Source organism: Agathobacter ruminis, from assembly GCF_002735305.1.
Taxonomy (GTDB): domain Bacteria; phylum Bacillota; class Clostridia; order Lachnospirales; family Lachnospiraceae; genus Roseburia; species Roseburia ruminis.
The window spans coordinates 22,230-35,020 of record NZ_PDYG01000006.1; the positions used below are offsets into that span (position 1 = coordinate 22,230).

Annotated in this window: 10 protein-coding genes; 9 read left to right on the top strand and 1 reads right to left on the bottom strand. The window is 42.8% G+C overall.

What is annotated here, in order from left to right; translation table 11 throughout:
• The first annotated feature begins 3 nt into the window (after positions 1-3).
• Together gltX and CSX02_RS02060 are read left to right on the top strand one after the other, a co-directional pair.
• Entirely contained in the window at positions 4-1,458 is a 1,455-nt protein-coding gene (gene gltX / locus CSX02_RS02055; protein ID WP_099385447.1) for a glutamate--tRNA ligase, read from the top strand.
• Between the two features lie 21 nt (positions 1,459-1,479).
• Positions 1,480-3,306, top strand: a complete 1,827-nt coding sequence (locus tag CSX02_RS02060) for an ATP-dependent helicase (RefSeq protein WP_031545544.1) — start codon at positions 1,480-1,482, stop codon at positions 3,304-3,306.
• On the opposite strand, the gene CSX02_RS02065 is transcribed toward CSX02_RS02060, so the two are convergent.
• Positions 3,293-3,616 (bottom strand): DUF1292 domain-containing protein, encoded by a 324-nt coding sequence (locus CSX02_RS02065; protein WP_031545542.1) that lies wholly within the window; start codon positions 3,614-3,616, stop codon positions 3,293-3,295. The two genes, CSX02_RS02060 and CSX02_RS02065, sit on opposite strands and share 14 nt — an antisense overlap.
• A gap of 86 nt (positions 3,617-3,702) precedes the next feature.
• On the opposite strand from CSX02_RS02065, the gene CSX02_RS02070 reads away from it, so the two are divergent.
• The 7 genes from CSX02_RS02070 (at position 3,703) to ilvC (ending at position 12,711) form a co-directional block, all read left to right on the top strand.
• Positions 3,703-5,574, top strand: coding sequence for a glycogen operon protein GlgX (locus tag CSX02_RS02070; protein ID WP_099385448.1), 1,872 nt, complete (start codon positions 3,703-3,705; stop codon positions 5,572-5,574).
• 1 nt (position 5,575) lies between these two features.
• Positions 5,576-6,196 carry a DUF5662 family protein gene (locus tag CSX02_RS02075; protein WP_099385449.1) on the top strand — a complete coding sequence of 207 codons (621 nt, stop codon included), beginning with the start codon at positions 5,576-5,578 and terminating at the stop codon, positions 6,194-6,196.
• 122 nt (positions 6,197-6,318) lie between these two features.
• Complete coding sequence (locus CSX02_RS02080) at positions 6,319-7,842, top strand: YifB family Mg chelatase-like AAA ATPase (RefSeq protein WP_099385450.1); 1,524 nt, start codon at positions 6,319-6,321, stop codon at positions 7,840-7,842.
• A complete protein-coding gene (dprA, locus tag CSX02_RS02085) occupies positions 7,842-8,927 on the top strand; it encodes a DNA-processing protein DprA (protein WP_099385451.1) in 1,086 nt (361 codons plus the stop codon). Before CSX02_RS02080 ends, dprA begins: the two co-directional genes overlap by 1 nt.
• Positions 8,928-8,954: 27 nt before the next feature.
• Entirely contained in the window at positions 8,955-11,024 is a 2,070-nt protein-coding gene (gene topA / locus CSX02_RS02090; RefSeq protein WP_099385452.1) for a type I DNA topoisomerase, read from the top strand.
• Between the two features lie 118 nt (positions 11,025-11,142).
• Positions 11,143-11,640, top strand: a complete 498-nt coding sequence (ilvN, locus tag CSX02_RS02095; RefSeq protein WP_031545531.1) for an acetolactate synthase small subunit — start codon at positions 11,143-11,145, stop codon at positions 11,638-11,640.
• A 45-nt stretch (positions 11,641-11,685) separates the two neighbouring features.
• On the top strand, positions 11,686-12,711 hold the full coding sequence (ilvC, locus tag CSX02_RS02100; RefSeq protein WP_099385453.1) for a ketol-acid reductoisomerase: 1,026 nt from the start codon (positions 11,686-11,688) through the stop codon (positions 12,709-12,711).
• Positions 12,712-12,791 lie beyond the last annotated feature (80 nt).

The window sequence follows — 12,791 nt, forward strand, 5'->3', positions numbered from 1 at the left end:
AATATGAGTAATAAGGTTAGAACAAGATTTGCTCCCAGTCCTACAGGGAGAATGCATGTAGGAAATTTAAGAACTGCATTGTATGCATTTTTGATTGCAAAGCATGAAGGCGGAGATTTCATTCTTAGAATTGAAGATACGGATCAGGAACGTTATGTGGAAGGCGCGGTAGAAATCATTTATCGCACCATGCAAAAAACAGGACTGGTTCATGATGAGGGACCGGACAAAGACAAGGGCTGTGGACCATATGTACAGTCTGAGAGACAGGCCGCAGGTATTTATCTCAAATATGCCAAGCAACTGGTAGAAAAAGGTGAGGCATATTATTGTTTCTGCGACAAAGAGCGTCTGGAAGGATTGAAGCAGACTGTGGCAGGCAAAGAGATTTCGATTTATGACAAGCACTGTCTGCATCTTTCCAAGGAAGAAGTAGAAGCGAATCTGGCTGCGGGAAAACCATATGTCATTCGTCAGAACAACCCGACAGAAGGAACCACTACTTTCGAAGATGAAATCTATGGCGATATAACCGTTGACAATGCGGAGCTGGACGATATGATTCTGATCAAATCAGACGGTTATCCGACTTACAATTTCGCCAATGTTGTAGATGATCATTTGATGGGCATTACCCATGTTGTGCGTGGTAATGAATATTTATCTTCATCTCCGAAATACAACCGTTTATACGAGGCGTTTGGATGGGATGTGCCGGTATATATCCATTGTCCGCTGATTACAGACGAGAATCATCAAAAGCTTTCAAAGAGAAGTGGTCATTCCTCATTTGAAGATTTGCTGGATCAGGGATTTATCACAGAGGCCGTTGTCAATTTTGTGGCATTACTCGGCTGGTCTCCGGAAGACAATCAGGAGATTATGAGTCTTGAAGAGCTGATTCGTAAATTTGATTATCATCATATGTCAAAGAGCCCTGCTGTATTTGATTTCACCAAATTAAAATGGATGAACGGAGAATACTTAAAGGCAATGGACTTTGATCGCTTTTATGAGATGGCAGAGCCATATATCAAGGAAGTAATCACAAAGGACTATGACTTAAAGAAGATTGCGGCTATGGTAAAGACCCGTATCGAAATCTTCCCTGACATCAAAGAGCATATCGATTTCTTTGAGCAGGTTCCTGAATATGATACAGAAATGTATGTACATAAAAAGATGAAAACAACAAAGGAATCTTCTCTGGAAGTATTACAGGCCGTATTGCCGTTGCTTGAGAAACAGGAAGATTATTCCAATGATGCTCTTTATGCAATGCTTTGCGAATATGTGCAGTCTGCAGGTGTTAAGAATGGTTATGTTATGTGGCCGATTCGTACTGCTGTATCCGGAAAGCAGATGACTCCGGGTGGTGCAACCGAATTGATGGAAGTGCTTGGAAAAGACGAAACTGTTGCACGTATCAAAGCAGCTATCGAATTACTTTCTAAATAAGACTGTTTCTGAGGTTTTTTCATGAATTTTAATGAATCTCAAAAGAGGGCCATCGCTGTATGTGATGGCCCTGCTATGGTTTTGGCCGGAGCAGGCTCCGGCAAGACAACCGTGATTACGCATCGTATCCGTTCCCTGATTGAACAACATCATGTAGATCCTTCTGCAATTCTTGTAATTACATTTACAAAAGCGGCAGCGACGGAGATGAAAGAACGATTCCTGCAACTAATCGGTCAGGAAAAGACGAAGGTGACATTTGGAACATTCCATGCCATCTTTTTTATGATACTGAAAATTGCTTATCATTTTGATGCGGACAATATCATTCGCGAAAATGTGAAATATAATTTGATGCGGGAGCTTGTGCACCGATATCATTTGGATGCGCGGGATGAAAATGAATTATGTGCCAATCTGATTTCTGAAATATCGCTGGTAAAAAATACGAGAATTGATATTCGATATTTTTATTCGAAATCATGCGGAGAATCGGTTTTTCGAGATATTTTTCGGGATTATCATCAGTATTTGCAAAACAATCGGCTGATTGATTTTGACGATATGCTGACTTATACATATGATTTGTTTGAACAGCGAAAAGACATTCTGGCTTTGTGGCAGCAAAAATATCAATATATTTTGATTGATGAGTTTCAGGATATCAATCAGATTCAGTTTGATATTATTAAAATGATGGCACAGCCGCAAAACAATCTGTTTGTTGTGGGCGATGACGATCAGTCCATCTATCGTTTTCGAGGTTCAAAGCCGGAGATTATGTTACGGTTTCCGGAAACCTATCCGGATACGGTGCAGATTTTGCTTGATACCAATTATCGATGTGACAAACAGATTACGGATCGAGCCATGAAACTGATCTCGCATAACAAAGTCAGGTTTGATAAAGCGGTCCATTCGTCACGGCCTGCTCATCCGGATGCTTTTCGGATACACTATTTTGATTCACAGGAGAAACAAAACCAATCCATCACGGACTGGATGCGTGAAGCGATGGAAAAGAACGAATCCTTAGACGATTATGCGATTTTGTTTCGGACCAATACCGGTCCACGCTTATTGATGGAACAGTTTTTGAATCATAATATCGAATTTCGCGTGCGCGATCAGATCCCGAATCTGTATGACCACTGGGCTGTGAAAGATATCAGAACCTATATTCGTATGGCTGCGGGCAGTCGGGAACGGGCCGATTTTTATCAGGTGATGAACAAACCGCTTCGCTATCTGAGCCGTGATTCTTTGCGGGAATCGCAGGTGGCTTTTGATGTATGGGAAGCGTATTATCGCGATAAGCCCTGGATGCAGGAACGCATCTATAAGCTCCGTCAGGATTTGAATCTGATTGCAAAAATGAATCCGTATGCGGCAATCAATTATATTCGAAAAGGGATTGGATATGATGAGTATCTGATTGAATTTGCGCAGGAACATGATATCACAAAGGAAGAATTGCTGGCTGTGTTGGATGAGTTCCAAAGTGTGGCGAAAGGATATCAGACATTTGAACAACTGAATAATCATATTGTCGCTGCGCAGGAAGCGCTCTATGAGATGAACCGTGGCAGTAAGAAAGTGAATGCGGTTACTTTCTCGACGCTTCACAGTGCCAAGGGCCTTGAATTTAAACATGTGATACTGATTGATGTGAATGAGGGCGTGATGCCATACAAAAAAGCGCTCTTAGACGAAGAAATCGAAGAAGAGCGCCGTTTGTTTTATGTGGGAATGACCAGAGCGATGGATTCACTGCATATCTGCAGTGTGAAGTCCACACACTCGGATTTGATGGTATCCCGTTTTGTGGAAGAAATTATTCATCCATAGAATCGTAATATGCTTCATCTAAAAGTTCGTCGAAGCGATCGGCTGCTGCCTCATATTCGTCAGCATCAGCAATATATTCGACACTTGGAATTCCTTTTTCGTCTTCTGCATAGCGATAAAGATAAACATCTCCATCCGGGTTTTCTTTTCCGTCTGCATCGAGCGGAAGCAGAGCAATATACTCTTTACCGGCAGCTTCGAAGATGGTTAAAATCTTACATTCAACTTTGGAACCGTCATCCAAATCGAGTGAAACACGAATGTTGTCGATTTCGCTTTCGGTTACCGGTGTGATTTTTTCTTCTGCCATATCAGTCTCCTTTTTGAAATGTTTTTCTTTCATTATATACAAAATGGGACAAAATGGGTATAATTTTTAATTGGACGGTGAAAATAATGAATTATAAAATGTATGAGGGCGATTATGCGATTCGCGGAACTGTATCTTTAAAGAATGGCGCGGTTTTTACATTTCTTGGAGAAAAGGAAGACGAATGCAAAATCTGTCTGTCTTCAAAAAAGACAAAAGAAAAAATTATGATTGATGTGCCGGCGGAATATTGCCGCGGTTCTTTGCGTTCGGTGAAAATTGTCGGATTTCGACCGGCCGATTATGAATATGATTATTATATCAATGGCAAACGAATCCTCGATGAATATGCCAGAGTCATAACCGGTCGTGAAAAATGGATGGATTTCGGAAGAAAAGAGAAGGATTTTGTTTTATCCGGAGGCTTTTTGAAAGAAAATTTCAACTGGAAGAATGATCATTTTCCGGAGCGCAAGCGGGAAGAGCTTGTATTATACAAGCTTCATATGCGTGGGTTTACTATGGACAGGGGCTGTAGCAAAAAGTATGCCGGTACGTTCCGTGGTTTACAGGAAAAGATTCCGTATTTAAGCGCACTCGGTGTGACGACATTGGAATGCATGCCGATTTATGAATTCGAAGAAATGACGATCCCGCAAAAACACGAATTGCCGGATTATGTGAAGTGGAAACCGGCAAAGGAAGACATGATTGCGCCGATTGAGGAGCCAAAGATTTCTACCAAGGTGAATTTTTGGGGATACGGACCGGGCAATTATTTTGCGGTGAAATCTTCTTATGCATACAATCCGCAAAAGGCGGCCAATGAATTGAAAGCCCTGATTCATGAGCTGCACAATCATGATATGGAACTTGTGATGGAAATCTATTTCCCGGAATATACCAATCACAATCTGATTCTTGATGTGCTCAGGTTTTGGGTGCTTGAATATCATGTGGATGGATTTCATCTGCTGGGGGACAATCTGCCGATTGTCAGTATCGCAAGTGATGCGGTTTTGTCACGCACCAAATTGTTTTATCTTGGATTTGATGCCTATCTGTTTGATCAGAGCCGCCATGAGAATCTGTTTGTATATCGTGACGAATATCAGTATCCGGCGAAAAAAGTATTGAACCATCTGAATGCGGATATGACCGAATTCATGGATCAGCAGCGTAAACAAGGTGTTAATTACAGCTATGTGAATTATATAACCGGAAATAACGGCTTCACATTGAATGATTTGTTTACTTATAACGATCGCCATAATGAAGCAAACGGAGAGGGCAATGCGGACGGTAATCCGTGGAATTTCAGCAGCAACCAGGGCGTGGAAGGACCTTCCCGCAAGAAAGGTATACTCAATGCGCGAAAGCGTCAATGGAAAAATGCATGGATTATGCTCCTGACTGCGCAATCTGTTCCACTGATCTGGTCCGGCGATGAATTCAAAAATTCTCAGGAAGGCAATAATAATGCCTATTGCCAGGATAACGAGATCGGATGGATCAACTGGAAGAAAAACGCACAGAGTCGCCGTGATATTGGCTTTGTGACCTCTTTATTGCAATTTAGAAAGAATCATCCTGTGATTGCATCAAAGAAGCCTTTTACATTTTCCGATTATAAGACACTTGGAGCACCGGATTTGTCGCTTCATGGCGTCAATGCATGGATGACGGACTTAAATCCGGGAAATATGGCAATCGGTGTGATGTATTGCGGCGCCTATTCTGCCGATGAAACCAGGACAGAAGATGTCTATATTGCTTATAACTTCTTTTCCGGCACAAGTCAGCTGGCTTTGCCAAAATTGTCGGGAGGTCGCAAATGGTATTTGCAGGTAGATACGGCTGATATGGACTGTGATTATTATGAGGAGCCGATTCCTGTAAAGAATCTGCAAAAGTTGGAGCTTTCTCCAATGTCAGTAAAAATTTTGATAGGAAAATAACATGTATCATCCTTGGAAACATTTTAGAACAATTACAAGACATAAAATTCTGGTGATGCGCGGCTGCTTTCGCATCGGTCTCTATAAGCAGGGACTTTTGCATGATTTATCCAAATATTCGCTCACGGAATTTTTGCCGGGAGCAAAATATTATCAGGGGACAATGAGTCCAAATAATGCAGAACGTATGGACAAAGGGGTTTCCCGTGCATGGCTTCACCATAAGGGGCGCAATAAACATCATCTGGAATACTGGATTGACTATATGCAACCGGAAGATAAACCGCTCGATGCGCAAAAACTTGGAATGGGTGGCATGAAAATGCCAATCCGTTACGTCTGCGAAATGTATGTCGACCGTGTCTGTGCCTCAAAAAACTATCAAAAGGATCAGTATACCGACGAAAGCGCATTGCTGTATTTTTACCGCAGCAAGCCGGCTTATATGATTCATCCGGATACCGCAGCCTTGCTGGAATATCTTTTGACCATGCTCGCCGTAAAAGGAGAAAAATATACGGAGCATTTTATCAGACACCAGGTTCTTAAATCAAAAATCCCGTATGAAGAGGAAGTATTAATCAATCGAACCAAAGAATTAAATTATCAAAATCGCGCCTGATTTTCGGGCGCTTTTTTGTTGGAAGCGCTTGCAAGTCGTTGCAGATTTTGATAAGTTAATAATATCTTTTTTGGTTATTCAATTGTCACGAGTCTGTGACATTTTCCCCGGTAGGAGAATTTATGTACAGTAGAATAAAGACGGCAGCATTGTATGGAATTGCTTCGATTCCGGTGCTTGTGGAAGTCGATATGAGCCCGGGACTTCCTGTTTTTGATATGGTCGGCAATATATCGACACAGGTGAGGGAAGGAAAAGAACGAATCAGGACAGCACTGCATAATCTGGGCGTTTTATTGCCTGCAAAGCGCATTACGGTGAATTTGTCACCGGCAAAAATACGAAAAGATGGAGCGTCCTTTGATTTGCCGATTGCGCTTGGTGTTTTGAGTGCATTGGGAATGGTAGAGGAAAAACGCCTTGAAGAATATCTCGTAATCGGAGAACTGAATCTGAGCGGAGATCTGCTCCCGGTGAACGGGGTACTTCCGATTGTCTCGGATGCGATTGCCAGAGGCATTCACAAATTTATCATCCCTTTGTCCAATTGTGCGGAAGCAAATCTGATTGAGGGCGCAAGTGTTTACGGTTTTTCAAAGCTTGAAGAGGTATTTGTTTTTTTGCAGGGCGGAAACTATGAGCCTTTCGTTGCGATGCAATCGATGGCACAGGAAAAGCAATATCCGGATTTTCGTGACGTAAACGGACAGCTGTTTTTGCGCAGAGCAGCCGAAATTGCCGCTGCGGGAATGCATAATCTGCTTCTGATCGGACCTCCCGGTGCAGGAAAGACCATGATTGCGGAACGTATGCCTTCCATTTTGCCGCCACTTACGGCAAAAGAACAGTTGGAAATTTCAAAGATATACAGCATCAAAGGATTGCTGGCTGAATCGGGCGGACTGTTGCGGGAGCGCCCGTTCCGCAATCCGCATCATACGGTGACCAAAGCGGGATTGACAGGAGGGGGCATGAATCTTATGCCAGGAGAAATCTCGCTGGCGCATACCGGCGTATTATTTCTGGATGAATTGACGGAGTTTGATAAAGACACCATTGAAGTGCTTCGGGAACCGATGGAAGAGAATCAGATTCATATCACAAGGCAAAACGGGACTGTATCTTATCCTTCGGATTTCTTGCTGATGGCGGCGATGAACCCATGTAATTGCGGATATTATCCGAATATGCAAAAATGTCGTTGCACGCCGGCTATGCGCAGGCGATATTATGGCAGACTGTCACAGCCGCTCATAGACCGGATTGATCTGTTTGTGCGGGCTGAACCGTTGTCTTTTGACGATCTGACACAAAAAAAGCAAAATGAATCCTCTGATGCAATTCGGGCGCGTGTAATTGCATGCCATCAGAGACAATATGCGCGTTATGAAAATGAAGATTTTTTGCATAACAGTCAGATTCCGGCATCGCGCATCCGGAAATTTTGCGCGCTTTCCACAAATCTGGAAAAAATGATGGAGCATATGTTTGAACATTATCAATTTACGGGAAGAACCTATCATAAGATTTTGCGTGTCGCGAGAACCATTGCGGATCTGGACGGAAAAGAACAGATTGCGGAAGCACATTTAAAAGAAGCGCTTTGTTACCGGAATCCGGATGAATTTTCGATGGAGGTAGAGTGATGTATCGTTATTGGTTATCGCATCTGACGGAAATCAGCCCCGGTAAGAAGCTTTATCTTTTGGAACAATTTCATAATGCAAAAGAATTATTTCATACAAGCGAAAAACAGATTATGCAACTTCAGGGATTGAGTCAGGCAAACAAAGATATGCTGATTGAATCGCGCAGGAATACCGACTGGCAGCGCCGGTGGAATATATTTTTGGAGTCAGGCCTTGGTTTTGTGACATTGGAGGATGATGCCTTTCCAATTCGTCTTCGGGAAATCGCAAATGCGCCATATTCGATTTTTTATCGCGGGAAATTGCCGGATAATTTGCAATATGCAGTCGCGGTAGTTGGAGCAAGACAGCGGTCTGCCTATGGTCAGATGGTTGCCCGCATGCTGGGAAATGCACTGGCAAAGGAAAATGTGCCAGTCATCAGCGGACTTGCGCTTGGAATTGATGCGGATGCACACAAGGGATGTCTGGAAAAGAATGGAAAGACATTTGCGGTGCTCGGGTGCGGTGTTGATGTGATTTATCCGCGCAGTAACCGTTATCTGTATGAGGAACTGGTGCAAATGGGAGGCGGAATCCTTTCGGAATATCCACCGGGTACGCCTGCGCAGAATTATCATTTTCCGATGCGCAATCGCATTATCTCAGCATTGTCAAATTGCATTGTGGTCGTAGAAGCACGAAAAAAGAGTGGCTCACTGATTACGGCAGATTATGCGCTCGAGCAGGGAAAGGATGTTTATGCTGTGCCTGGACGGGTTGCCGACAGCTTAAGTGAGGGGTGTAATCAACTGATTCATGACGGCTGCGGAATTTATATTTCGGCGGAAGATTTTTTGAAAGATATCGGAATTTTGAATCATATTTCATTGTCAAAAAGAACGGATTTGAAAAATATACTTGAAAAAGAAGAACGCTTGTTATATAGTTTAATCGATTTTACCCCGACAAGTATCGGAGTACTCATGCAAAAAACTTCCTTTTCATTCTCTGATTTGTTGCGATATCTGGAGCAAATGATAGAAAAAGAAGTAATTGCAGAGTCACCGGCTAATTTTTTTGTTCGGACAAAAATTCTATAAAATTCATGTAAGGATTGGTTTTTATTCATGGCAAAAAATCTTGTGATCGTAGAGTCACCGGCAAAAGTGAAAACAATTAAAAAGTTTTTGGGCAAGAATTATGAAGTAATGGCATCAAACGGACATGTGCGTGATCTCCCGAAGAGTCAGCTTGGGTTTGATGCGGAGAATGACTTTGAACCGAAATATATTACCATTCGTGGAAAGGGAGAAGTGCTTGCTGCACTCCGCAAGGAAGTCAAAAAAGCAGATAAAATCTATCTCGCAACGGACCCTGACCGTGAGGGGGAGGCGATTTCATGGCATCTTTCAAAGGCTTTGAAGCTGGAAGACAAGAAAGTCGCCCGTATCAGCTTTAATGAAATTACGCAGACGGCGGTAAAGACTTCTTTGAAAAATCCACGCGAGATTGATATGAATCTCGTGGATGCACAACAGGCACGTCGTATGCTTGACCGTATGGTGGGATATCGTATCAGTCCTTTGATCTGGCAGAAAGTGAAGAGAGGATTATCTGCAGGCCGCGTACAGTCTGTTGCACTTCGCATCGTCTGTGATCGTGAGGCTGAAATCGATGCATTCATCCCGGAGGAGTATTGGAGCATGGATGCGGTTTTTGCAATCAAAGGGGAAAAGAAACCTGTTGTTGCAAAACTTGTCTCTGTCAACGGCAATAAATTTGCTGCTTCAAACAAAGAAGAGATGGATCGTATCATAGAGGGCTTAAAGGGTGCCAGCTATCATGTTTCTTCTATTAAAAAAGGAGAACGCACCAGAAAGGCACCTCTTCCGTTTACAACCAGTACATTACAGCAGGACGCATCAAAACTTTTGAATTTCCCGATTTCAAAGACGATGCGCATCGCTCAGCAGTTATATGAAGGTGTTGATGTCAAGGGTTATGGAACCATCGGTTTGATTACCTATCTGCGTACCGACTCTGTTCGTATTTCGGATGAGGCAAAGGCATCTGCTGCTGAATTTATTCGTAACACCTATGGGGAAGAATATCATGATGCAACAGTTTCCGGAAAGAATTCCTCCAATGCACAGGATGCGCATGAGGCGATTCGTCCGTCTGATATCAATCGTATTCCGTCAGATATCAAGGATTCTCTTTCAAGAGATCAGTTTCGTCTGTATCAGCTGATCTGGCGCAGATTCGCTGCAAGCCAGATGGCAAATGCACAGTATGAAACCACTTCCGTTACGATTTCCGGAGGAAACTGCGAATTCCGTCTGTCATCACAACGCGTTCTGTTCGATGGCTTTATGAGTGTTTATGTGGAGTCAGACGAGGCACAGGAAAAGAGCAATACGCTGACAAAGGGATTGACGGAAGAATCTGAGTTAATGCTTCAGGAATTCGATCCGCAGCAGCATTTCACACAGCCACCGGCACATTTTACGGAAGCATCCCTGGTAAAGACATTGGAAGAACTCGGCATTGGTCGTCCAAGTACCTACTCACCGACTATTTCCACGATTCTTGCACGTCGTTATATCACAAAAGAAAATAAGAATCTCTACGTCACAGAGATTGGAGAAGCAGTCAATAATATTATGAATGAGTTTTTCTCTACCATTGTTGACGAGAATTTTACGGCAAATATGGAAGCACTCCTCGATGGGGTTGCAGAAGGCCGCGTAGAATGGAAGAGCGTCATTGCAAATTTCTATCCGGATCTGGAAAAAGCGGTTTCCAAAGCGGAGGCAGAACTTGAAAAAGTAGAAATCGCGGATGAGGTTTCGGATGAGGTATGCGAAGTCTGTGGACGCCAAATGGTCATTAAATATGGTCCCTATGGAAAATTCCTTGCATGTCCGGGATTCCCGGAATGTCGCAATACCATGCCGTATTTTGAGAAAATCGGTGTTGCCTGCCCGAAGTGCGGCAAGGATGTCGTAATCAAAATGAGCAAAAAGGGCCGTAAATTCTATGGATGCATTGATAATCCGAATTGTGATTTCATGTCATGGGCACGCCCTGTGACCGACAAGTGTCCAAAGTGTGGCGGATATATGGTACAAAAGGGCAATAAGATTGCCTGTGCTGATGCAGAATGCGGTTTCGTGTTCGAAAAGCAAGAAGACTAAGATGAAAATAATTCATCTGAACGATTTGCAGTGTGACACTTTTAAACTTTACTTGACGAAAGATTCATCTAATGATATGATTCAAAAGATGTTATTTTAGAAGAGGATAGATAGATTTATGGAAAGATTAGTTTTATCATTGCTTGTTGAAAACAATCCGGGTGTTACCAGTCGTATTTCAGGACTCTTTTCGAGAAGAGGATACAATATTGACAGTATTTCTTCCGGTGTAACCGCAGATCCTCGTTATGAGAGAGTTACGATTGTGACCAGCGGGGATGAGCAGGAACTTGAGCAGATTGAAAAACAACTTTGGAAACTTGAAGATGTCTGCGATATCAAAACATTAGAACCGGGCAGCTCAGTATTTGGAGAATTGATGTTTGTCAAGGTTCGTGCTGATGCACTAAATCGTCAGCAGATTGTTACATTGACTGATATTTACAACGGAAAAGTGGTTGATGTGGCAAAAGATTCCATGATTGTTCGTGTCTATGGCACACAGGATAAACTTGATACTTTCATAGATTTGTTAGACGGATTTCAGATTTTGGAGCTTGCGAGAACAGGTTTGTCAGGACTGACACGCGGCTCTGATGATGTGAAAATGCTTTAAAACATGCAAATAATAAAATAATATACTTTGAAGGAGGACATTAAGATGTCAGAAGCAAGAATTTTTTATCAGGAAGACTGTAATCTCTCTTTACTCGATGGAAAGACCATCGCAGTCATCGGTTATGGCAGCCAGGGTCATGCACATGCGTTAAACGCAAAAGAGTCAGGATGCCATGTAATCATCGGTCTTTATGAAGGATCCAAGTCATGGGCAAAGGCTGAGAAGCAGGGATTCGAAGTATATACTGCTGCAGAAGCTGCAAAGAAGGCTGACATCATCATGATCTTAATCAATGATGAATTACAGGCTGATATGTACAAGAAGGACATTGAGCCAAACCTTGAGCCGGGAAATATGTTGATGTTTGCACATGGATTTAATATTCATTTCGGTTGCATCACTCCTCCGAAGGATGTTGATGTTACTATGATTGCACCAAAGGGACCTGGACATACCGTTCGTTCCGAATATCAGGCAGGAAAGGGCGTTCCTTGTCTGGTAGCTGTTGAACAGGATGCGACAGGAAAAGCACTTGATCTTGCACTTGCTTATGCACTTGCAATCGGTGGAGCAAGAGCTGGAGTTCTTGAGACAACCTTCCGTACAGAGACAGAGACTGACCTCTTTGGTGAGCAGGCTGTTCTTTGCGGCGGTGTTTGCGCATTGATGCAGGCTGGATTCGAAACTCTTTGTGAAGCAGGATATGATCCAAGAAATGCTTACTTTGAGTGCATCCACGAGATGAAGTTAATCGTAGATTTGATCTATCAGTCAGGATTCGCAGGAATGAGATATTCTATTTCCAATACTGCTGAATACGGTGATTATGTTACCGGTCCTAAGATCATCACTGAGGATACAAAGAAGGCTATGAAGCAGATCCTTGCTGACATTCAGGATGGTTCTTTCGCAAAGCAGTTCTTGCTTGACATGAGCCCGGCAGGCCGTCAGGTACACTTCAAGGCTATGAGAAAGCTTGCAGCTGAGCATCCATCAGAGAAGGTTGGTGAGGAAGTTCGTAAGCTTTACAGCTGGAACAACGAAGAGGATAAATTCATCAACAACTAATCCTTATCGAATGAAAGGGGCATCGCAAGATGCCCCTATTTGCTTGTATTTTTTAACCGAATGTGGTTAAATGGTTTTTA

What these genes read in the sequence shown, in the direction of transcription:
- gltX (WP_099385447.1), top strand. Translation starts at nt 4, where the DNA reads ATGAGTAATAAGGTTAGAACAAGATTTGCTCCCAGTCCTACAGGGAGA.
- CSX02_RS02060 (WP_031545544.1), top strand. Translation starts at nt 1,480, where the DNA reads ATGAATTTTAATGAATCTCAAAAGAGGGCCATCGCTGTATGTGATGGC.
- CSX02_RS02065 (WP_031545542.1), bottom strand. Translation starts at nt 3,616, where the DNA reads ATGGCAGAAGAAAAAATCACACCGGTAACCGAAAGCGAAATCGACAAC.
- CSX02_RS02070 (WP_099385448.1), top strand. Translation starts at nt 3,703, where the DNA reads ATGAATTATAAAATGTATGAGGGCGATTATGCGATTCGCGGAACTGTA.
- CSX02_RS02075 (WP_099385449.1), top strand. Translation starts at nt 5,576, where the DNA reads ATGTATCATCCTTGGAAACATTTTAGAACAATTACAAGACATAAAATT.
- CSX02_RS02080 (WP_099385450.1), top strand. Translation starts at nt 6,319, where the DNA reads ATGTACAGTAGAATAAAGACGGCAGCATTGTATGGAATTGCTTCGATT.
- dprA (WP_099385451.1), top strand. Translation starts at nt 7,842, where the DNA reads ATGTATCGTTATTGGTTATCGCATCTGACGGAAATCAGCCCCGGTAAG.
- topA (WP_099385452.1), top strand. Translation starts at nt 8,955, where the DNA reads ATGGCAAAAAATCTTGTGATCGTAGAGTCACCGGCAAAAGTGAAAACA.
- ilvN (WP_031545531.1), top strand. Translation starts at nt 11,143, where the DNA reads ATGGAAAGATTAGTTTTATCATTGCTTGTTGAAAACAATCCGGGTGTT.
- ilvC (WP_099385453.1), top strand. Translation starts at nt 11,686, where the DNA reads ATGTCAGAAGCAAGAATTTTTTATCAGGAAGACTGTAATCTCTCTTTA.